Below are 21,856 nucleotides of genomic sequence, written 5' to 3'. Positions count from 1 at the left end.
AACGGAATGAAAAAGTCATGGATACGTGTGCTAAGCACAGGTGTATTAACCGGAATGCTGACCATTGGCGCGGCATTGCCTGTATGGGCATCTGATCTGACGACAAGTGAACTACGGGTCAAAGCGGGGAGCACGAGCGCCTACATTAACGGTGATAAGCAAGCCATAGCCAAACCTTACAAGTTCAAGGGTGTTACGATGGTGCCTGTTGGAGTGTTCAAGAAAGCATTTGGCAGTGAAATCCGGCTGGAGAAAAATGATATTGTCAAAATCAAGGAAGGTCCGCACACGGTCACCCTAACGATTGGCAGTTCCATTGCCTGGGTGGATGGTGTAAAACATGAGATGGGTGCCGCTCCCAAAATGGTGAATGGCGTACTTATGGTTCCACTTCGTCCGGTTGCTGCCGGTATCGGAGCGACACTAGCTCCAACCAGCTCCGGAGAAATGGTCATTCGTCTGTTGCAAACCGATGATTCGGTGGATGACGAGGATGGCCTTCATCCGGATGAAGGCAAAACCAGAATTGGCAACAGCTTTTACGGTTGGTCCATTAACTACCCGGCAGACCTTATGGTTTTCCAGACAGGTGAGCAGGAGCGCATGATGACTTTCGGCGCTGCGGACAACAGTTATTATCTTGAAGTGTATGTCAGTGATCAGGATGTGGCTCTGGATGCGGATGATTTGTTGCAGCAACTTGTCCAGGAGGCCAAACAATCGGGAGATACGGTGCTGGATCGTGAAGCGGTGTCGAAAGGCAAAACGCCTTATGCACGGATTATTGTGAAAGATGTAGACGGCATGTTATGGGAGATGCGTCAGTATCTGAGCGAAGGTCGTCAATACGATGTGTACCTCGCGGATTACGAAGCTTTGAATTATAAAGATCTGGGCAAACGTGCAGCGCTGCTCAATTCATTCCAGCCAACCTATGCGGAATCGGATCGAACGATTAAGGATCTGTCCACCGTAGATAATGGCATGCGCTCCGCATGGAATGATGACTATGGTATTGAGTTGAAGATTCCTGCCGGCTGGTCAATCGACAACAATCAGATGATCTATGAAGCCAAAGATGGTGCATATCTGCAATGGCGTGTCACATCGGCGAAGGCAGGTACAACGGTAAAAGACTGGAGCGGCCAACTGGATAAGTGGATGCGCGAGACATTTACACGAGAGAGTTACGAGCCAATTGGCTCTTATACGATGGATATCTCAGGAGAGACTGCCGAAGTGAATGAATTCCGTTATAACTTTGGTGGGGGCTGGCAGACCGAATTCGATGTTCTTTTGCAGAAGAATGGGTATCGGTATTATGCAGAGTATACGTTCCCTGAGGAGCAGATTGCAGATCGGGCATGGTTTGAACGGATTATGAAGAGTGTGGAGATTGATTTTGATACGGTTGCCGATAATTTCGGTCAGCTGGATGAAGATCCTTATTTGACAGACAAAACGAAGACACTTACACGTACGTCCAAACGTTATAAATACAGTGTAGATATTCCGCGTTACTGGACACCTTACAGTGATCGATTCGAATATTCACCTGTGGTGTACACCTTCACGGGCGGAGAATTCTCCATTGCGGCGAGCGAAGACAAGTCGATCGAGATGACGGTTAGCCAATTGAGAGAGGCTTATGCCGAAGCCACCAAAACGCGGAAAAACTTCCAGCTGCTTCGCAGTGAGGAGCTGACGTTTGCGGGTGTGCCTGCATTTTCCTTTACGTATCATGAGCTGGACAAAGGTGTGCCATATGCGGGTCGCCAGATCGTGTTTGAAAAGGACGGAACAACCTATACGATCACAAGTGGGCTGAATGATGCCAACAAGACAGAAGTTCAGGCGGCAGCCTTGGAAGAAGCAGTGAACTCATTTACATTTATTAAATAATTGTAGTGGAACCGGAGGGTCAAAAGACCTTTCGGTTTTTTTCGTTGTACTGGAAATGAAAATGGTAAACGGTTTTTTCAGGAAAACGTAGAAGAGTCGGTGCAGAAGTGGTACACTATACTAGTTCAGGAGTTATGACTGCTGATCTAATGAATAGGAGTGACTGTAAGCTTGAAGTTCAGGCAATACAGACATAATAGATAGATAATTGTAATACCGTGACAATGCAGGTGTACCCGATAAGGTGCAGTCTTAGGCTTGGTATGTTCAGGCGTTTAAGGATATAGGGATGAAATCCGGCGGATAGCCGGTTATGGGGAGGATCTACATGAAAACAGCAACAATACGAAGAGAAGACGTTGAACTTCTGGCACCTGCTGGTGACTGGGATTGTATGCGTTCGGCGGTAGCCAATGGCGCAGATGCCATTTTCTTCGGAGTCGAAAAGTTTAATGCACGGGCACGGGCGAACAATTTCCGTATGGACGAGCTGCCGGAGATTATGGCGTTTTTGCACAGTTATGGCGTAAAAGGTTTTTTGACCTTTAATATATTGATTTTTGAAAATGAATTGACGGATGCCAAAGAACTGATTGATGCATGTGTCGATGCAGGTGTGGACGCTGTAATTGTTCAGGATTTGGGTCTGGTGAAGATGATCCGCGAGATCTCGCCGGATTTCCCGATCCACGGTTCAACACAGATGACGATTACGTCACCGGAAGCGGTCGAGTTTACGAAGCCGTTTGATATGGAACGTGTCGTTCTGGGACGGGAGAACAACCTGAAGCAGATTCAGAAGATCGGTGAGCAGGCGAAGCTTCCAATGGAAGTATTTGTTCACGGTGCGCTGTGTGTATCCTACTCGGGGCAGTGTCTGACTTCCGAAATGTGGGGAGGACGTTCGGCGAACCGCGGAGAGTGCGCACAAGCTTGTCGTCTTCCATACGATCTGATGGTGGATGGAGAGCATAAGCCGATGGGCGATGTGGCCTATCTGTTGTCTCCGAAAGATCTGGCAGCGATTGACCTGATGCCGGAACTGATCGAAGCAGGTGTAACTTCTTTCAAAATTGAAGGACGTCTCAAAACGCCGGAATACGTGGCGAACGTCGTGAGCAAATATCGTAAAGCGATTGACCGTTACTTTGATGGGGATCACACGCCGCCAAGCAAGGAAGAAGTTCGCGAATTGCAGCAAAGCTTCTCCCGCGGTTTCACACATGGTTTCCTAAGCGGTACCAACAACAAAGAACTGGTGGATGGAACATTCCCGAAAAGCCGTGGTGTCTACCTTGGTCGTGTAGATCAAGTGTTGCGTGATGGTGTAGTCCTGAAGCTGGATGCACCCGTGAAACGTGGAGACGGGATTGTATTTGACGCCGGAGACCCGACTCAGAAGGAAGAGGGCGGACGTGTATACGATGTACGTCGCAAAGGCGTAAAACTCGAAGGCGAAGCCGAAGAGGGTTGGATCGTTGACGTTGTGCCAGGCCGCAGTGACGTGGATCTGCGCCGCGTGAAAGTTGGCGACAAAGTGTGGAAAACGAATGACCCGGCGCTGGACAAACGTCTGCGTCAAAGCTTCGAGACCGAGAAGCCATACCGCGTATTCCCGGTGAAGGTGAAGGTCATCGGCAGCCCGGGGCAGCCGCTTAGCACGTGGTGGACAGACGTGCAGAAAGGCACGACCGTCCGGATTGATTCCGAGATGGAACTGGACATCGCCCAGAAGCGTCCAATGACGCATGAATTGCTGGAAGAGCAGTTCGGACGTCTGGGAGGCACCGTGTTCCAGTTGGAAGAAATGGACGTCAATCTGCATGGTGACGTCATCATCCCCATGCGCGAGTTGAATAATATTCGCCGTCAGGCGGTAGAACAACTCGCAGGCGAGCGTCCTAAACCGCCCGTCTACGTGAAACGGGCGGTAGATGTGTACGGCGATTCGGTTAAACCGGCATCGCCAGTCGCTCGCGGTCAAGCAGAGCTGACCGCGCTCTGCCGCAGCCTGCCACAAGTGGAGGCAGCGATTGAAGCAGGAATCGGCATGATCTATGCCGACTTCGAATTTATCAAACAGTTTCCGGCAGCCGTGGAAGCTGTGCATGCCGCTGGTCGCAAGATCGCGCTGGCAACACCGCGTATTCACATGCCTGGGGAGAACGGATATCATAACAACATCCTGCGTCTGAAGCCGGATGCGGTATTGGTACGTAATACAGGCGCACTGTACTTCTACCTTCGCCACCGGATGGAAAACCCGGATGCGAAGCACCCGGAACTGATCGGCGACTTCTCATTGAACATCGCTAATCACAAAGCAGTAGAATTGTTCCTGGAAGCCGGATGTGACTGGATTACACCATCCTATGACCTGAACATTCAACAAATGGTTGATTTGCTTGGTCACTCCCGTACAAGTCAGACCGAAGTGGTTATCCATCAGCATCTGCCGATGTTCCACACCGAGCACTGTGTGTATTGTACGTTTATGAGTGAAGGAACGGACTATACGAACTGTGGACGTCCTTGTGAGGAACAGCGTGCATCCCTGCAAGACCGAATTGGTATGTCCCACCCGGTACGTGTGGATGAAGGCTGCCGTAATACGGTATACAATGCCGTGGAACAGTCAGGTGCCGAGTATCTGACCAACTTCATGGATCTGGGTGTATCCCGTTACCGTGTGGAATTCCTGGAAGAGACACCGGAGCAGGTACGCGAAGTCATTGATCTGTACAACCGTGCACTGCGCGGCGAGATCAGTGGTACACAAGTTTGGAAAACACTAAAAGCAACGAACCAACTGGGCGTTACACGTGGTCAATTGGTGAAATAAACAGCAACCCCAATCTCTGCTTTAAGGAGCTCTTGGGGTTTTTTCTATAAAGGGAACGTGAAATATGGAAAGCATCAAACGAGCCTGAACTGTAGCGGTTTTAGCGACCAGTCAGGTGCATAAGGAGGCGGAACACGTGGCGCCATTCACCATGATGGATATCAAATTGCTGTGCGGAGTCACGGCATTTAAGCGGGGAGAAGACTACAACCTGTCTGGCAGGGTGACCAATCTGGTGGTCAGTGAGGATGAGCGTCATTACGATGCTGTAGTCCGAGGCAACAAACGATATAAAGTAACGGTGGATCTGGATGAAACGGGCGAGATTGAAGCTTATTGCAACTGTCCCGCGTATGGAAACTATTATGACTACTGCAAACATGTCGCGGCTGTACTGCTGGCGATCCACGAACGGGCGGAAGAACTAGGAGACCATGTGGCGAACAATGAGGAGGGCAAAAAGGCCCGAAAGGCTGATGACGGGAAAAGGAAGGATACTCTTCAACCTGGGTCTGGATCGGGAATGGGCTCAGGTTCAGGTGTTGGTTCCATTTCCAGAGTGGGTACACTGATCGAAGAGAGTCATTGGGAGCGTCCCGATTCAACTTTCGATTCAGGGCAGCGTCTTGACAATGCTTCGAAATTCACGGCGTCTCCATTCTCCCAGGCAGGTCGTCCAAGTTCAGCTTCGGGTTGGGGCCGCTCGGCAGATAAGCCTTCATACCGTACTGCGGATCAGATTCTGTCGATGTTTGCCAAGGATCGGAGACCGTTGCATGGAAATGACCGTAAATACACCGCTCCTGTCAACCGCTCCTCCCTGCGGGAAGAGTTGCAGATTCAGTTTATATGCAAGCTCGTACAGGTTCACAAGGGTGGAGCGAAACTTGCTCTCGAATTGAAGGTGGGTAACAAACGTCTATATGTGGTGCAGAAAGTAAAGCAATTCCTGAACTGCATCGAGAAGGGCGAGTCGATGTCATTTACGAAAATATTCCACTATAATCCATTGATTCATGTTTTCACTCCGCAGGATCAGGCCATACTCTCGATGCTTATTCGAATGAGACAGAGTGAAGAGGCCTATCGCGAATCCATTTCCGGTTATTTGGGGGCATCAGATGGACGGGATATATTGATTGCTCCACTCGTATGGAAGCCGCTGCTGGAATTGCTACTACAGGCCGACAGTCGGATGGAGGGTACAGGATTTGCCAATGGACCACTCACGCTCGGTGAGGGAGTATTGCCTTTGTTTTACCGGATCGCCCAGGGAACGAATGAAGGGTATCAGCTTGAGGTTTCCGGACTGCGTGAGCTGATTCTTCTTCCTGCTTATGATGCCGCTGTGGTGGAAGGACAGTTGCACATGTTGGAGCCGATGCAGATGCGAAGTCTGGAGGACTTGAGTGCGGCACTCAATTCATATGGGATTAAGGAGAGCATTGATATTTCGACCCAACAGGTGGATGAGTTCGTACAGCATGTCGTGCCAGAATTGCGTACGCTCGGCCATCTTTCTATTGATTCACAGGTGCGTGAACAGATCGCGGAACCGGAACTTGCTCCGAAACTGTATATCGACTTCTACCGGGAACGTATTACAGCGCGTTTGGAGTTTGACTATGGTGTGATGGTTATTAATCCGCTTGCCGAGTACTTGATAGATGAAGAAGAGAAAAAGGTTATTTTGGTGCGTGACCGATACAAAGAGCGGAATCTGATTGAACGGCTCGATCGATCCTTTCTAGAAAGGGATGGTAGCGTCTGGGCGAGCGAACGCGAAGACGCCATTTATGATGTGATGTATCATCTGCTGCCTGAGCTTGAGAAGCAGGTAGACATCTATATGCCAAACGCCGTGAAGGCCATGGTGCACTCCTTTTCCAAACCCCCGAAAGTCCGGGCAGACCTGGGGAAGGGGCTCGACTGGCTGGAGATTTCATTCGAGATGGAAGGTGTGGACGAGCAGGAGCTTCAGGAACTCATGCGCCGCATTGTGGAAAAGAAACCGTATTTCCGTCTCAAGAGCGGTGTCTTTCTCTCGCTTGAAAATGAAGGTGCAGACAGCTTCGCTCACATGGCTGATTCACTGGGACTTGGAGCAGATGACATCAAGAGCAGTCATATCCGGCTGCCGGCTGTTCGGGCGTTACAATTGCCGGGCAGGGATGAAGTTTCCGGTCATGTGAAGTGGGGAGGTTCCCTGAAACGTTTCCTCGATGATCTGCGTGACCCCGAGCGGATGGATTTTGCGTTACCAAAAGCATTGACCCCCATCCTGCGGGATTATCAGAATAGCGGATACCAGTGGTTGCGTACTCTCGCTTATTATCGTTTTGGCGGTATTCTGGCGGATGATATGGGACTTGGAAAAACATTGCAAAGCATCGCCTATATCACAGCGGTGCTTCAGGAAAAGCCCGAGTACAACGATGAACATGCAGTTGTTGGTATTTCCGGGGGGAGCGTTTCACCTTCAGGGGTTCAACGGAGCGGCATGGACAATGCTATTGCAGCAAGTGGCATCACTCCTTTAACCGGCGAGCGCCTCTGGTCAGATGCCAATGCATTTGAAAATGCGGCTGAAGCATGGCTCACCTCTGAGCAGGATGGATTGACGATCCGAACCCGTACGGCCCATCCTCCAGTACTTGTCGTGGCGCCTGCCTCGCTAACCTACAACTGGGCTAATGAGTTTGCGCGGTTTGCCCCGCATCTGAACGTCCTGATTGCCGCAGGTCAGAAAGAAGAGCGAGCCAGTATGCTTTCAGGCATGGATGAGGCAGATGTGATTGTGACGTCTTATCCGCTGTTGCGACGGGATCTGGACACCTACCTGGGGCGAACCTTCCATACGCTCATTCTGGATGAAGCTCAGGCGATCAAAAATGCTTCTTCCCAGACCGCGCAGGCGGTCAAACAGATTCAGGCCCCGCGCCGTTTTGCACTCACAGGTACGCCTGTAGAGAACTCGTTGGATGAATTGTGGTCCATTTTTGAAGCCGTATTCCCAGGGTTGTTTCCAAGTTACAGAAGGTTCCGCGACCTTCCACCGGAACGGATCTCACGGATGGTGCGTCCGTTTATTCTGCGCCGCCTGAAGAAGGATGTGCTGGAAGAATTGCCTGATCGAATTGAAACCGTACAGCGGTCAGAGCTTACGGTTGAACAGAAGAAACTGTACGCCGCGTACCTCTCCGATCTTCAGGATGAAGCATCAAAGGACATGGAGGATAACGGATTCCAGAAGAACCGTATCAAAATTCTGGCAGGCATCACCCGTTTGCGTCAGTTGTGTTGTCATCCGGCCCTCTTTGTCGAAGGGTACCAAGGCGATTCCGGGAAAATGGAACAGTTGCTTGAAACGGTCGAGGATTGTTTGGCTGCAGGGAAACGAATTCTCATCTTCTCCCAATTTGCGAGCATGTTGAACCTGATTCGTCAGACCCTCTCGGCACAGGGAAGGAATCTTTTCTACCTCGATGGTCAGACCCCTGCACAGAGCCGCGTTGAGATGTGCCACAGATTTAACGAGGGTGAAGCTGAACTGTTCTTAATCTCCCTGAAAGCTGGCGGTACCGGATTAAACTTAACGGGGGCAGATACTGTTATTTTATATGATCTGTGGTGGAATCCCGCCGTGGAAGAACAGGCCATTGGCCGTGCCCATCGCATGGGACAGAAACAAGTGGTGCAAGTTATCCGTCTGGTTACCGAAGGTACGATCGAAGAGAAGATTTTGGAGCTGCAGCAACGGAAGAAGGACTTAATTGCCGAAGTAATTGAACCAGGAGACGGGGGATCGACGACCTTGTCCGAACAGGATATCCGCGAACTGTTGATGGTATAATGAAGTCCAAGTATCGTAGCAATAAGAATCATTCAATATATGAATCTATACAAGTTGAACTAATCATTTACATGATAACGGAGAGGACAGAAATAACCTGAAAAAGCGAAGCGTTCGCCTAAAAGCTTTCTGAAAGAAAGCTGCATCGGAAGCATACGCTATCACCAGATTTTCACCTTTGTAAAAGTGAATTAAAAAATCTGGGGAGAACAGCGATCGGAAGGTTGTTCTGTCATCGAAGTAGTAAGTGTAAATATGCTTTAGTTCAACTTGTTTAGCAAAAGGAGTGGGTTCGTATGCGTATTCGCAAAGCGATTATTCCAGCCGCAGGGCTGGGTACCCGGTTTCTGCCTGCTACCAAGGCGATGCCTAAGGAAATGCTGCCGATCGTGGACAAGCCAACGATTCAGTACATTATTGAAGAAGCCGTAGCTTCAGGCATTGAAGATATCATTATTGTGACGGGTAAAGGGAAGCGAGCTATCGAGGATCACTTCGACTATTCGTTCGAGTTGGAGCAGAATCTGGCGGGTAGAGAGAAGTGGGACTTGCTTAACGAAGTACGCAAACCCTCCGAGATGGCAGATATCCATTATATCCGTCAAAAGGAACCGAAGGGACTTGGTCACGCCATCTGGTGCGCCCGCAAGTTTATCGGCAATGAACCTTTCGCCGTCCTGTTAGGGGACGACATTGTGGAAGCCGACCATCCCTGCCTGAAGCAGATGATCGATGTCTATGATGAACTGCAATCTCCGATTGTTGGTGTACAGCCTGTTGATTGGTCCGAGGTATCCCGCTATGGGATAGTGGATGGAGAGTTGCTGACGCCTACCGATGATCGCGTCTTTCGTGCGCGCCGCCTAATTGAGAAACCAAAGACCGAAGATTCTCCTTCGAACCTGGCTATTATGGGACGTTACATTCTTACACCGGATATCTTTGAGATACTAGGTCAACAATCTGCTGGCGTTGGGGGCGAAATTCAGCTCACGGATGCCTTGTCCCGCTTGAATGAACAACGGCAGATTCTTGCCTATCATTTTGATGGACTGCGTCATGATGTCGGTGAGAAGTTAGGTTTTATTGAGACATCGATTCACTACGCATTGCAACGCCCGGATCTTCGGAAAGATCTCTTAAAGTATTTGGAACAGGTTGTAAAGGATCAATAAATGGTTTACCGTATGGCCTTGAAGTCCAGCCGAAGAATGATAGCGCGGCTGGGCTTTAATTTATTTTATGAAAGAGCAAATATGAGGGTTATACAGGCCAATGAACAAACACATACCCGACACTTTACATATACATAGTCAATATGAAGAAATGATGTCAACAGCAAAACGGAGGGATGTCATGAAGGTACTTCCGCTGTTTATGGATGGCGCTGCCATATTGGAACCCAAGGTTTATGGTGATCACCGAGGATATTTTATGGAGAGTTATAATGAGCAGGTTCTGCATGGACAGGGGATACAGCACGTCTTTATTCAGGACAATCAATCCTTGTCGGCTGAAGCAGGTGTTCTGCGTGGGCTTCATTACCAGCTTCAGCCCAAAGCACAAACTAAATTGGTGAGGGTTATATCTGGGGCTATATATGATGTGATTGTGGATGTCCGCACCTCATCCCCTACTTTTGGTCAATGGAAAAGTGTCATTCTAAGTCAGTACAACCAGCGGCAACTGCTTGTTCCTCAAGGATTTGCTCATGGATTCTGTACCTTGGTGCCTCATTCCCAGGTAACTTATAAGGTAGACGCCTATTATTCGCCTGAACACGATCGTGGGATTCTGTGGAACGATCCGGCGCTCGCCATTGATTGGCCTGTGACGAAACCTATATTATCGGAGAAGGATCAGAAGCATCCTTTACTGAAAGATGCTGAACTGAACTTTGACTAATTAATCAGACTTTCCAGATACTTCTGTATCTGAAGGCAGAGGGAGAGAGACAGCATGAAACTACTGGTCACGGGTGGGGCCGGATTTATCGGCAGCAACTTTGTGTTATATATGCTTCGTGAACATCCGAGTTATGAGATTATCAATGTGGATGCATTAACATATGCGGGAAACTTGGAGAACTTGCATACGGTAGAGTCCAATCCCCGATATACCTTCATCAAGGCAGATATTGCAGATGTAAAGCAGATGGAAGCTGTTTTTTCCCAGGGCATCGATGTGGTTGTGAATTTCGCTGCCGAGTCTCATGTGGATCGAAGTATTCTGTCCCCGGATATCTTTGTGCGTACCAATGTGATGGGTACTCAGGTTCTGTTGGATGCGGCAAAGAAGTATCAAGTCACCAAATTTGTTCAGGTATCGACAGATGAGGTATATGGATCATTGGGTGCAACAGGTTTATTTACTGAAGATACACCTCTGATGCCAAATAGTCCTTACTCTGCAAGTAAAGCAGGCGGGGATCTGCTCGTAAGAGCCTATCATGAAACCTTTGGACTTCCTGTCAATGTTACACGTTGCTCTAATAACTATGGACCTTTTCAATTCCCGGAGAAACTGATTCCGCTGATTATATCCCGTGCATTAAATGATGAAGCCATCCCAGTATATGGTGACGGACTCAATATTCGTGACTGGCTTTATGTTGAGGATCACTGCAGCGCGATTGATCTGGTGATTCATAATGGACAATCTGGAGAGGTATACAACATTGGTGGTAATAATGAACGTACTAATATATACATTGTGGAGAGCGTATTGGAGCAACTGGGTAAGCCAGCGAGCTTGATTCAATATGTACAGGATCGATTGGGCCATGACCGACGTTACGGTATAGATCCTACCAAGATACGTACAGAGCTCGGCTGGCAACCTGCACACAATTTTGAGACAGGGATCAAGGAGACGATCCAATGGTATCTGAAACATCAAGATTGGTGGACGAGAATTCAATCAGGCACATATCAGGACTATGTTCAGCTTCAGTACGGTAGCGGATGGGTGATTCGTCCAAATGAACTATAGAGTTATGGTGACTGGCGCGGCAGGACAACTGGGTTATGATGTAGTGAAGAGCTTCGAAGCAGAGGGTCATCAGGTATTGGCCTGTGACAAGAACCAGATGGATATTACCGATCAACAGCAGTGCACAGATATGATTACAACGTTCCAACCTCACATCATTATTCACTGCGCTGCGTACACGGCGGTGGATCAAGCTGAGGTAGATGAAGATACAGCATATGCAATCAATGCTTCAGGTACAAGAAATATTGCGGTTGCCTCCGAGAGTGTGAAAGCAAAACTGGTATATATCAGTACCGATTATGTATTTGATGGGAGTGGGAGTACACCTTACCGAGAGTACGATGTAACGAATCCGCAGAGTGTATATGGCAAGTCGAAGCTTGCCGGGGAACGGCTGGTTCAAAGTTTGTGTACGCGATGGTGCATCATACGAACATCATGGGTGTTTGGCGTGCATGGCAGTAATTTTGTCAAAACCATGCTGGAACTTATGGAGAAACGTCCACAACTGCAAGTTGTTCATGACCAACAAGGTTCGCCTACCTATACGGTCGATCTCGCCCGATTTATTCATACCCTTTCTACAAGCGGAAAATATGGTATCTATCATGCTTCCAATTCCGGAACTTGCACATGGTATGAGTTTGCACAGGCCATTAGTGAAGAAGCGAAGAAGCAGGGTGGATTCAAGCCAACGGCCGAAGTTACGCCATGCACAACCGATCAGTTTCCGCGTCCAGCCCCTCGTCCTGCATACTCGGTCATGGATCAACTGGCGATTCGAACGAACGGCCTGGAACCTCTGAGACCTTGGCGTGAGGCGCTGATTGCGTTTTTGAAAGAGTTGAGTGTACAGCAAAAGGACTGAGCATGTTGATGGTCCTTGCTTTATACCTACAGTCTATCCACCATTTAACAGCCGCCTCGGGCGGCTGTTTTGTTTTGTACCTCATCAATTCGGGTAGTTAGCTAACAAAAAGGTACTGAGGATGTGAATGCTATATGAAACGCATTGCCGCTGTGTTAATACTACTGATCGTTACCGTGGGCACACTCTTTTTCGCCTATGAAAGCCAGAGTGAGGAACAACGGGACGGGTTTACCACTTATAGATTAATAGCCCATGCGATGGGCAGCATTCGGGATCAGCCATATACCAACGCCTATGAAGCGCTGATTGCCAATTACGAGAAAGGCACACGTGTATTTGAGATCGACTTTATGCTGACATCAGATCGCAAAGCCGTAGCCAGACATGAGTGGACCGCGAATATGAGCAAAATGCTAGGACAGGACCAAGAGCTTCCCGATGATAAACAAGCCGGGGCGCTGACACATGATGAATTCATGGATACGCCAATCTTGGGTATGTACCAGCCTATGGATGCAGATGGCATTATAGATGTACTGGCTGAGTACCCGGATATGTATATCGTTACCGACACCAAGGAACAGAAGGACGAGGACATTCAGCAGGTGTTACAATCCCTCGTGGATGCAGCCAAAGAACATGATCCCTCCGTGCTGGATCGGGTGGTTGTACAGATCTATAACGAACCGATGCTTGATACGGTAAAAGAAGTCTACGCCTTCCCTTCCATTATCTATACGTTATATGCCACACAGGATACAGAAGATCAGGTTGTTGATTTTGTGCAAAAGAATGATATTGATGCCGTAACCATGCCGGAATATAAAGTAAACCAGAATTTCGTCGCCAAGCTGAATAGCGCAGGGTCCGTTACTTACGTGCATACCATCAATGACACTGAACAGGTGGCTAACTATGAGAAATGGGGCGTGTACGGGGTGTACTCGGACGTGCTGACGGAGCAGGAGCTGGATGAGATAAATACACGTTTTGCCTGGAAACCATAAAATGTCGTAATTATAATCATTACAAAATCCAAATCACAGGCTTTTCCATACCAGGAAAGGGAAATGTCTGTGATTTTCTGTTCCCCTTTTTATACGAACATTGACACTCACTGCCTGCTGACTTAGACTTAGTTTACAAGCTTTCTAGGATGCAGAAGAACCTCTGGAGGAATGTTCGTTGATAGACATGATTAAGCAGTGGAGACATGTATTTAAGCTTGACCCGGACCGTGAAATTACGGATGAAGAACTCGATCAGATCTGCATGTCGGGGACCGATGCAATTATCGTAGGTGGATCTTCCGGAATTACTTATGATAACACGGTAGACCTGATGTCCCGTGTGCGTCGTTATGAGTTGCCCTGTGTGCTTGAAGTATCCGATCTGGAGGCCGTTGTTCCCGGATTTGACGGATATCTGATCCCGATGGTCCTGAATGCAACAGACAGCAAATGGATGATTGGGCACCACCAGCAAGCCATAGAGCGTTATGGTTATCTCATCCCGTGGGATATGCTTATTGCCGAGGGTTATATTGTGCTTAATGCAAACTCCACGGTAGCGCGGTTGACTGGGGCAGATACGGATCTGACAACAGGAGCTGCGGTGGCATATGCCCAGGCCGCGGAGCGTCTGCTCAATCTTCCCATTGTATATATGGAGTACAGTGGAACGTTCGGAGATATGGAGCTTGTTGGTGAGACGCACAGACAACTGGAGCGGGCACACCTCATCTACGGCGGCGGAATTGATGATCCGGAGAAAGCCACGCAAGCTGCTCAGGTGGCAGATACTGTCGTGGTAGGTAACATTGTGTACAGCGATTTGAATAAGGCACTTGAGACGGTGTTGGCCGTAAAAGGAACCCTTTAATCGGTTTAGTTTACCATTCCCCCATTTTCCCCTTATGATCTGTTAAAATAGAACTTTGCCCTTACTATATAAAGAACTTATATGAGCGCAATGTCATTTACACGAGAACGAAGTCGACAGAGGTGAGCTGGAGAAACGAAGTGTTCGTTAAAAGCTTTCTGTAAGAAAGCTAAATCCTAAGCGCACTCTTACTACCCGATATTGTTCTTTTACTAAGAAATTCGTATACAGGAACTATGTTTACACAGAAACGGAGAGTGTAGAAGCAATCTGAAAAAGTGTTCTCTCTTGTATTTTTACTGCCCTTAAATTTAAGCTAAACTAATTTTTACACGATAACGTAGAGGACAGAAATAAGCTGGAGAAACGAAGTGCTCGCATTTATTACCGGATTTTCACCTTTGAAAAAGTAAATTAAAAAATCTGGGAATAACGGCGATCGGAAGATTATTCTGTCATCGGAGTGGCGAGTGTAACCTATTAATTTTGCTTTATAGACCAACCAACGAAAGGAGCATGCATGCATGCAACCTGTAAATATACATGATGCCGTTGCACGGCTTAACACTCCTCAGCGGCAAGCCGTCGAGGCGACGGATGGCCCACTGCTGATTATGGCCGGAGCAGGCTCAGGCAAGACCCGGGTGCTGACACACCGGATTGCCTACCTTATTGCAACACGGAAAGCCCCTCCGTGGGGCATTTTAGCGATTACCTTTACGAACAAAGCCGCTCGTGAGATGCAAGACCGTGTATCCCAACTCGTAGGTGGATCTCAGGGCCGCGACATATGGGTATCCACGTTCCACTCCATGTGCGTGCGTATTCTGCGCCGTGACATTGAACGTATTGGCTTTACCTCCAACTTCAGTATTTTGGACTCATCGGACCAATTATCTGTAATTCGCAGCTGTATGAAAGATCAGAATATCGATACGAAGAAATTCGAGCCCAAAGCAGTTCAATCGATGATGAGCACGGCCAAGAATGAACTGATCAGTCCGGAGCAATATGAGAAGCAAGCAGGAGACTATTTCGAGGGTATTGTAGCGAAGATATATAAGATGTATCAGAAACGGTTAAGAGCCAACAACTCACTTGATTTTGATGATCTCATTATGCAGACCATTCAACTGTTCAAGGAAGTACCGGAAGTCCTCGACTTTTACCAAAAGAAATTCCAGTACATTCACGTGGACGAGTATCAGGATACGAACCGTGCACAGTACATGCTGTGCCGCATGCTCGCTGACAGCCATCACCGCATCTGCGTTGTAGGGGATAGTGACCAGTCGATTTATCGCTGGCGCGGGGCTGATATCAGCAATATCCTGAACTTTGAGAAAGACTACCCTGAAGCGAGCACGATTTTGCTGGAGCAGAACTACCGTTCTACTTCCAATATCCTGAATGCAGCGAATGAAGTGATCGGCCTGAATACAGGGCGTAAACCGAAGAAACTGTGGACGGACAAAGAGGGTGGTTCGAAGATCAAGGTATACCGTGCGGATTCCGAGCATGATGAGGGGTATTTTGTTACCTCCGAGATTAGTAAAAATGTGAAGAACGGCAAATCCTATCAGAACCATGCGATTTTGTACCGTACCAACGCCCAGTCCCGGGTTATAGAGGAAATTCTGATCAAGTCTGATATTCCGTATCAGATTGTCGGCGGCATCAAGTTCTATGATCGTAAAGAGATCAAGGACATTCTGGCGTATCTGCGCCTGTTATCTAACCCGGACGATGATATCAGTCTTACCCGGATCATTAATGTACCAAAACGTAGCATTGGTGATACAACGGTAGCGAAGCTTGCGGCTGCGGCAGGAGAGCGTGGAATTTCTATTTTCCGTGTACTTCAGGTCGTAGATGATCTTGGTTTTGCTGGTCGTACGCGGAATGCGCTGGTGGAGTTCTATGACATGATCGCTGCGTTGCATCAGATGGTAGAATATCTGTCTGTAACTGAATTGACCGAGAAGATTCTTGAGATGAGTGAGTACCGTCTTGAGATGCAAAACGAAAACACACTCGAATCCCGCGCACGGCTGGAGAACATTGAAGAGTTCCTGTCGGTAACGATGGAGTTTGAGAAAAATAATGAAGACAAAACGCTCGTGTCGTTCCTCACCGATCTTGCATTGATTGCTGACATCGACAGCATGAACGATGATGAAGAGGATCAGAGCGACGCTGTTACCCTGATGACCATGCACAGCGCCAAAGGTCTGGAGTTCCCGGTGGTCTTTATTGTGGGTATGGAAGAAGGCGTATTCCCGCATAGCCGTGCTTTTATGGACAATGAAGAGTTGGAAGAAGAACGCCGACTTGCTTATGTGGGGATTACTCGTGCAGAAGAGCAACTCTTCCTGTCATGTGCCCAGATGCGTACCTTGTTTGGACGTACCACAGCAAATCCACCTTCCCGCTTCCTGGACGAAATTCCGGATGAGCTGAAGGAAGACACTTCCATGGCTCGTGATCGTTACCGCCGCGGCAGTAGCGGAGGTGGCTCATATGGTGGACGTGGACTAGGTTCTAGTGGAGGAAGCAACTTCGGTGGTGGCACCAAGCTCTTTGATCACCAAAGCAAGAGTGGTTCATCTGCTACCTCATCCAAGCCAACTTCGCGTGTGACTACGAGTACTTCCCGCCCGACATACTCTACGCCATCATCTGCTTCCAAGCCGGCAGCTTCTAGTGGTGAAGCAGGGTTCAAGGCAGGAGACAAAGTGCAGCATGGCAAATGGGGGACAGGCACGATTGTTGCGGTCAAAGGGACAGGTAATGATACCGAACTGCAGATTGCATTCCCGGCTCCGGTGGGTGTGAAACGTTTGCTTGCTGGTTTTGCCCCTATTACGAAAGTGGAATAAGAACGAAACCTCCTTATGCACGATAACGGAGAGAACAGAAATAAATTGAAGAAGCAAAGCGTTCGCCTTTATCCTCGGATTTCTACCTTTTATAATGAATTAAAGAAATCTGGGGATAACAGCGATCGGAAAGTTATTCTGTTATCGGCGTTCACGTGCAATAGGAGTGTTCGTTCTACATATATAGATCAAATTACGGAGGGATGGCCCTGTATGGACCCGATGCACCGGATGGAGCAACTCGTTACCGAGCTGAACCAGCATAATTATCAGTACTACACGATGGATCAGCCACAGATCAGCGATAAGGAGTATGACCTTCTGTACGATGAACTGGTTACGTTGGAACAGGAAAGCGGCATGGTTCTGCCGGATTCTCCAACACAGCGTGTGGGCGGCGAACTGCTCAAAGGGTTTACCCCACATCGCCATTTATCCTCATTATGGAGTCTGGACAAAGCGCAAAATATTGAGCAGCTGCGCAGCTGGAATACCCGTGTACTGAAACTGATCAACGACTATAACAGTAAAAATCCGGATACACCTTTACCGGAACCAGGTTACGTCATTGAGTTGAAGTTTGACGGATTGACGCTGAACCTGACATACACCAACGGTGAGTTGGTACAAGCCTCTACGCGTGGTAACGGTACGGTGGGCGAAGGGATTTTGGCACAGGTGAGAACAATCCGATCTGTCCCGCTCAAAATTCCTTACACAAGCGGTACGATTGAAGTACAGGGTGAAGGTATCATGAACCTGTCTGTCCTGGAGCGATACAATGAGACAGCAGCAGAACCACTCAAGAATGCGCGTAATGCAGCAGCGGGAGCACTGCGTAACCTGAATCCAAAGGCGACGGCTGAGCGTCGGTTGAATGCTTATTTTTATAATGTAGGTTATTCGGATGACATTCAGTTTGCCAATCATCAGCAGATGATGGACTTCCTGCGTGAGAACCGCTTCAAAGTGAATCCATCGATTACTTATTTCCATGAGTTTGATGATGTGATGGAACAACTGGCCGCGATTCAGGAGAACCGGGGGCAGCTGGACTATCTGATCGATGGGGCTGTTATCAAAATTACGGACATGCGCACGCGTGAGGTGTTGGGTTATACCGATAAATTCCCTCGCTGGGCGGTGGCATATAAATTCGAGGCTGAAGAGACCACGACGGTTCTTAACGCTGTGGTATGGAATGTGGGCCGTACTGGCAAAGTAACTCCGCTGGCACGCGTAGAACCGGTTGAACTTGCCGGGGTAACGGTACAGAACTGTACTCTGAACAATGTCGGAGATATTGAGCGCAAAAATCTGAAGTTTGCTCTGGGCACACGGGTCTTTATCCGTCGCTCCAACGACGTCATTCCTGAGATTCTGGGTAAAGTGACAGAGGAGAGTGATGGAGAGGAGATCGTCTTCCCTGAGCAGTGTCCTGCATGTGGATTCCCACTGGAGCAACGCGGAGCGCATCTGTTCTGCAACAATAGACTTGCGTGTAAACCACAGACGGTAGCACGGATTTCCCATTTTGCTTCCCGTGATGCCATGGACATCGAGACGTTCAGTGAGAAAACGGCGATTCAGTTGTATGATGAATTGAACGTACGCGAGCCTGCTGACCTGTATACGTTACAGTTTGATGATCTGGTGAAGCTGGAGCGGTTTGGGGAAAAGAAAGCGAACAACCTTATCGCTGCGCTTGAGCTTAGTAAAGATAGAGACTTGGCTTCCTTCTTATACTCACTGGGTATTCCGAACACAGGTAAATCGACAACGCGCATGCTCGCTGATCATTATCGAGATCTGCACGCCATTATGAATGCAACCGTGGAAGAACTGGTTGAGTTACCCGACGTGGGTGGTATTGTGGCAGAGAGCATCGTAAACTTTTTTGCAGATCCGTTTACACAGGCTGCGATTGAGAAGATGCTTAATTTAGGTGTGAGAGCTCAGGCACCTGAGTCACCAGCCGTTGCTATTGCTGAAGATTCCTTCTTCGGTGGTAAAACGGTCGTCTTGACCGGAACGCTGCATCAATTGACGCGGGAAGAGGCGACGCAAAGACTGGAAGCGCTCGGAGCGAAGGTGACTGGCAGTGTGTCGAAAAAGACAGATTTGGTTATTGCCGGAGAGAAGGCAGGTAGTAAACTAACCAAAGCCCATGATCTCGGTATTCCAACAATTGAGGATGAGGATGAACTTGTACGTCTTTTGAACCCACAGGGTTAAAGGATGAATTAACAAAAGAGTTCATATAAGAAAGCCCCCAAAGACACGAATATGTGATCGGGGGCTTTTGTTATTTCTCTTAAATTATTTTTACAACGAATGAACGCTCACCAATCTTATCTTAACTGATCATGACCCACTTAAATTGTTAGGAATGCGCTGAGATGCGCCTGTAAGCCAAGCATCCTTATCATATCCTCGTTCTTCCCAGTAACCAATATGTTCGCTATCGATGAGTTCAATGCGATTCAACCATTTTACTGATTTATAGGCATACATCTGAGGAATGACGAGCCGTACCGGACCGCCAAGATCAGCAGGGATAGGTTTGCCATCATGCATGACAGCGACCATAATATCTTCCATTTGCGCTTGATCCATCGTAATCGCATCTGTATACACACCATCACCGGAATAAAATTTCACACTGTGAGCTTCGGGTTTAACCCCGGCTTGTTTCAAAAGCTGTGCAAGAGGAATGCCCTCCCACGTATTCTTATACACAGACCATCCCGTAACACAGTGGAAATCACTAACCTGTACGGTACGAGCGAGCTTCACGAATTGTTCCCAGTTCCATACCTGTGCCCGTTCAACCAATCCATCAATTCGAAAAGACCAGTTAGCATTGGAGAAGGACGGTATAGGCGTAACCGTATATACGCGGAAATGACCTTCAGCTCCGCCTCCAATGGGAGGTGAAGAGGCAGACAGTGGTTGTGGCAAAGGAACCATACGGTTAGGATCGTTCTCCAGCATGCTATCAATACTGTTATCGATCTTGAGATTTCGTCCTACCCAGGATATAAAAGTAGGTCCAAGAGTCACGGCGAGACCAACCCCCACAGCAGAACGGATGAAAGCTCGTCGTGTATACAACGGTTGAGGTCGCTCCTCTGATTTGAGGGGATCTCTCTCGAAACTGCGATCAAACTGGGAAGAAGATATAGCAGCCGGTGTTTCTTTTTCATCCGATATTGAATCAGATGGATCAGCTGTATTTTGAGTTCGTGTTGAAGTCATAGTGGTTTTAACCGCACGACGTGCAGGGTCCTTTAACCATTTGGTTCGAGTGATGGAGTGATAGATAATATAAGGTAAGCCCACCCAAGTCAGCAGGTCATGGATCAAAAGTGCAGCATTCGAACATCGAGGTCCAGCCAGCTTGAACTGCCATAATACAATACCCGAGAGTAGCCAGCCTACCAGCAGAGCAAGAACAAAGATGGTGTTCACCCTCTGCCATGGTCTGTTACGAAGCTGTTTCCAGTGCTTTCCGGCCAAAATCAAGTAATATACTACGGGTGCCAGCATAGCTAGCCCAACGATGATATGTAGCCATTTTAACCAGACACGTCCAATTCCGAGTATCTCCCGCCAAAAGCCGCCTACCAGCATAAGACCTGTTATAGCAAGGATCACAACAATCCAGGCATTCCAAGCATGAATGGAAACCAACTTTTTGCCGTAACCTTTGCGTCTGTTCTTTAACCATTGCTTCAAGTACGATCACCCCATATTGGTTGGTAATGAGTTTATTCAGAACTTTGATATGTAATAGTGAGCTGTGAATGGAGTACGTGATCTGTGTAAAAGTGCAATTCGAGATGGATATACGATTGTTCATAGGCACTTATGAAAGTAGTACACTTGACTGCTTAACCTTATCTCTATATCTATATACCTTATTATAGAGTTTTTGGATCACTTTCTTCAAACCAATAGAAGGGCAAGGATCGTTATCCCGATCGGTACTCTAACTAAAACTCATCTAGATCATTATTACTTGTGGTTATAGAAGGCACTATTATAGAAAGGATCTGTTTCTTTGATATAGAGTACCTGTAAGAGAGTAGGGTTCCATCTTGGATTCAAGAAATGTGCTAATCTGTCGAATAGAGGTTGGAGACATGACAACGTAGATGAAAAATATCATGATATTAGAAGGTAGATTAAAAATGCTTGCTAAATAAATAGCTACATGATATATTATTTCTTGTCGCTTCAAACGATAGATTGTCATAATCATTTGAAAGATGACGAAAACAAGTATTGACAGTAAGTTAGTTAACATGATACGATAAGATTCCTGTCCGGTTGACAAGCATTGTCATAAACGGACATACAAATTCCTTGAAAACTGAACAAATGGATAGTAACTTTTGATTCACAATGAATCGTCAGATTCAAAATGAGCTTATCGCTCTTTTCAATACTTTATTGGAGAGTTTGATCCTGGCTCAGGACGAACGCTGGCGGCATGCCTAATACATGCAAGTCGAGCGGACTTGAAGAGAAGCTTGCTTCTCTGATGGTTAGCGGCGGACGGGTGAGTAACACGTAGGCAACCTGCCCTCAAGTTTGGGACAACTACCGGAAACGGTAGCTAATACCGAATA

The 21,856-nt window shown here is 47.8% G+C and carries 12 protein-coding genes and 1 rRNA gene; 12 read left to right on the top strand and 1 reads right to left on the bottom strand.

All coding sequences use genetic code 11. The features are described from left to right. The first annotated feature begins 6 nt into the window (after positions 1 to 6). From J7E78_RS00115 to ligA, 11 genes are all read left to right on the top strand, one after another. Positions 7 to 1,902, top strand: a complete 1,896-nt coding sequence (locus tag J7E78_RS00115) for a stalk domain-containing protein (RefSeq protein ID WP_251034719.1) — start codon at positions 7 to 9, stop codon at positions 1,900 to 1,902. 328 nt (positions 1,903 to 2,230) lie between these two features. Beyond that, the gene (locus J7E78_RS00110) at positions 2,231 to 4,744 is read left to right on the top strand and encodes a U32 family peptidase (protein ID WP_215074380.1); all 2,514 of its coding nucleotides are present in this window, start codon (positions 2,231 to 2,233) and stop codon (positions 4,742 to 4,744) included. A 136-nt stretch (positions 4,745 to 4,880) separates the two neighbouring features. After that, complete coding sequence (locus J7E78_RS00105; RefSeq protein WP_215074379.1) at positions 4,881 to 8,597, top strand: DEAD/DEAH box helicase; 3,717 nt, start codon at positions 4,881 to 4,883, stop codon at positions 8,595 to 8,597. Between the two features lie 296 nt (positions 8,598 to 8,893). Next, positions 8,894 to 9,772, top strand: coding sequence for a UTP--glucose-1-phosphate uridylyltransferase GalU (galU, locus tag J7E78_RS00100; protein WP_215074378.1), 879 nt, complete (start codon positions 8,894 to 8,896; stop codon positions 9,770 to 9,772). Positions 9,773 to 9,953: 181 nt separating this feature from the next. Continuing rightward, positions 9,954 to 10,502, top strand: a complete 549-nt coding sequence (gene rfbC / locus J7E78_RS00095; protein ID WP_215074377.1) for a dTDP-4-dehydrorhamnose 3,5-epimerase — start codon at positions 9,954 to 9,956, stop codon at positions 10,500 to 10,502. Between the two features lie 54 nt (positions 10,503 to 10,556). Beyond that, positions 10,557 to 11,588, top strand: a complete 1,032-nt coding sequence (rfbB, locus tag J7E78_RS00090; protein ID WP_215074376.1) for a dTDP-glucose 4,6-dehydratase — start codon at positions 10,557 to 10,559, stop codon at positions 11,586 to 11,588. Beyond that, a complete protein-coding gene (rfbD, locus tag J7E78_RS00085) occupies positions 11,578 to 12,459 on the top strand; it encodes a dTDP-4-dehydrorhamnose reductase (RefSeq protein ID WP_215074375.1) in 882 nt (293 codons plus the stop codon). Before rfbB ends, rfbD begins: the two co-directional genes overlap by 11 nt. Before the next feature lie 134 nt (positions 12,460 to 12,593). Further along, positions 12,594 to 13,469, top strand: coding sequence for a phosphatidylinositol-specific phospholipase C/glycerophosphodiester phosphodiesterase family protein (locus J7E78_RS00080; RefSeq protein WP_215074374.1), 876 nt, complete (start codon positions 12,594 to 12,596; stop codon positions 13,467 to 13,469). A gap of 178 nt (positions 13,470 to 13,647) precedes the next feature. After that, a complete protein-coding gene (pcrB, locus tag J7E78_RS00075) occupies positions 13,648 to 14,343 on the top strand; it encodes a heptaprenylglyceryl phosphate synthase (RefSeq protein ID WP_215074373.1) in 696 nt (231 codons plus the stop codon). A gap of 524 nt (positions 14,344 to 14,867) precedes the next feature. After that, the gene (gene pcrA, locus J7E78_RS00070; protein ID WP_215074372.1) at positions 14,868 to 17,222 is read left to right on the top strand and encodes a DNA helicase PcrA; all 2,355 of its coding nucleotides are present in this window, start codon (positions 14,868 to 14,870) and stop codon (positions 17,220 to 17,222) included. A 213-nt stretch (positions 17,223 to 17,435) separates the two neighbouring features. Then, on the top strand, positions 17,436 to 19,457 hold the full coding sequence (gene ligA / locus J7E78_RS00065) for an NAD-dependent DNA ligase LigA (RefSeq protein ID WP_215074371.1): 2,022 nt from the start codon (positions 17,436 to 17,438) through the stop codon (positions 19,455 to 19,457). A gap of 129 nt (positions 19,458 to 19,586) precedes the next feature. Here the strand turns inward: ligA and J7E78_RS00060 are convergent, their stop codons facing one another. Beyond that, on the bottom strand, positions 19,587 to 20,960 hold the full coding sequence (locus J7E78_RS00060) for a molybdopterin-dependent oxidoreductase (RefSeq protein WP_215074370.1): 1,374 nt from the start codon (positions 20,958 to 20,960) through the stop codon (positions 19,587 to 19,589). Positions 20,961 to 21,674: 714 nt separating this feature from the next. On the opposite strand from J7E78_RS00060, the gene J7E78_RS00055 reads away from it, so the two are divergent. Then, a 16S ribosomal RNA gene (locus J7E78_RS00055) occupies positions 21,675 to 21,856 on the top strand; the annotation flags it as partial.

The sequence above is a fragment of the Paenibacillus polymyxa genome (assembly GCF_018614975.1).
Lineage (GTDB): Bacteria > Bacillota > Bacilli > Paenibacillales > Paenibacillaceae > Paenibacillus > Paenibacillus polymyxa_E.
This window is presented reverse-complemented; position numbering and strand designations above follow the sequence as displayed.

What these genes read in the sequence shown, in the direction of transcription:
- J7E78_RS00115 (WP_251034719.1), top strand. Translation starts at nt 7, where the DNA reads ATGAAAAAGTCATGGATACGTGTGCTAAGCACAGGTGTATTAACCGGA.
- J7E78_RS00110 (WP_215074380.1), top strand. Translation starts at nt 2,231, where the DNA reads ATGAAAACAGCAACAATACGAAGAGAAGACGTTGAACTTCTGGCACCT.
- galU (WP_215074378.1), top strand. Translation starts at nt 8,894, where the DNA reads ATGCGTATTCGCAAAGCGATTATTCCAGCCGCAGGGCTGGGTACCCGG.
- rfbC (WP_215074377.1), top strand. Translation starts at nt 9,954, where the DNA reads ATGAAGGTACTTCCGCTGTTTATGGATGGCGCTGCCATATTGGAACCC.
- rfbB (WP_215074376.1), top strand. Translation starts at nt 10,557, where the DNA reads ATGAAACTACTGGTCACGGGTGGGGCCGGATTTATCGGCAGCAACTTT.
- rfbD (WP_215074375.1), top strand. Translation starts at nt 11,578, where the DNA reads ATGAACTATAGAGTTATGGTGACTGGCGCGGCAGGACAACTGGGTTAT.
- J7E78_RS00080 (WP_215074374.1), top strand. Translation starts at nt 12,594, where the DNA reads ATGAAACGCATTGCCGCTGTGTTAATACTACTGATCGTTACCGTGGGC.
- pcrA (WP_215074372.1), top strand. Translation starts at nt 14,868, where the DNA reads ATGCAACCTGTAAATATACATGATGCCGTTGCACGGCTTAACACTCCT.
- ligA (WP_215074371.1), top strand. Translation starts at nt 17,436, where the DNA reads ATGGACCCGATGCACCGGATGGAGCAACTCGTTACCGAGCTGAACCAG.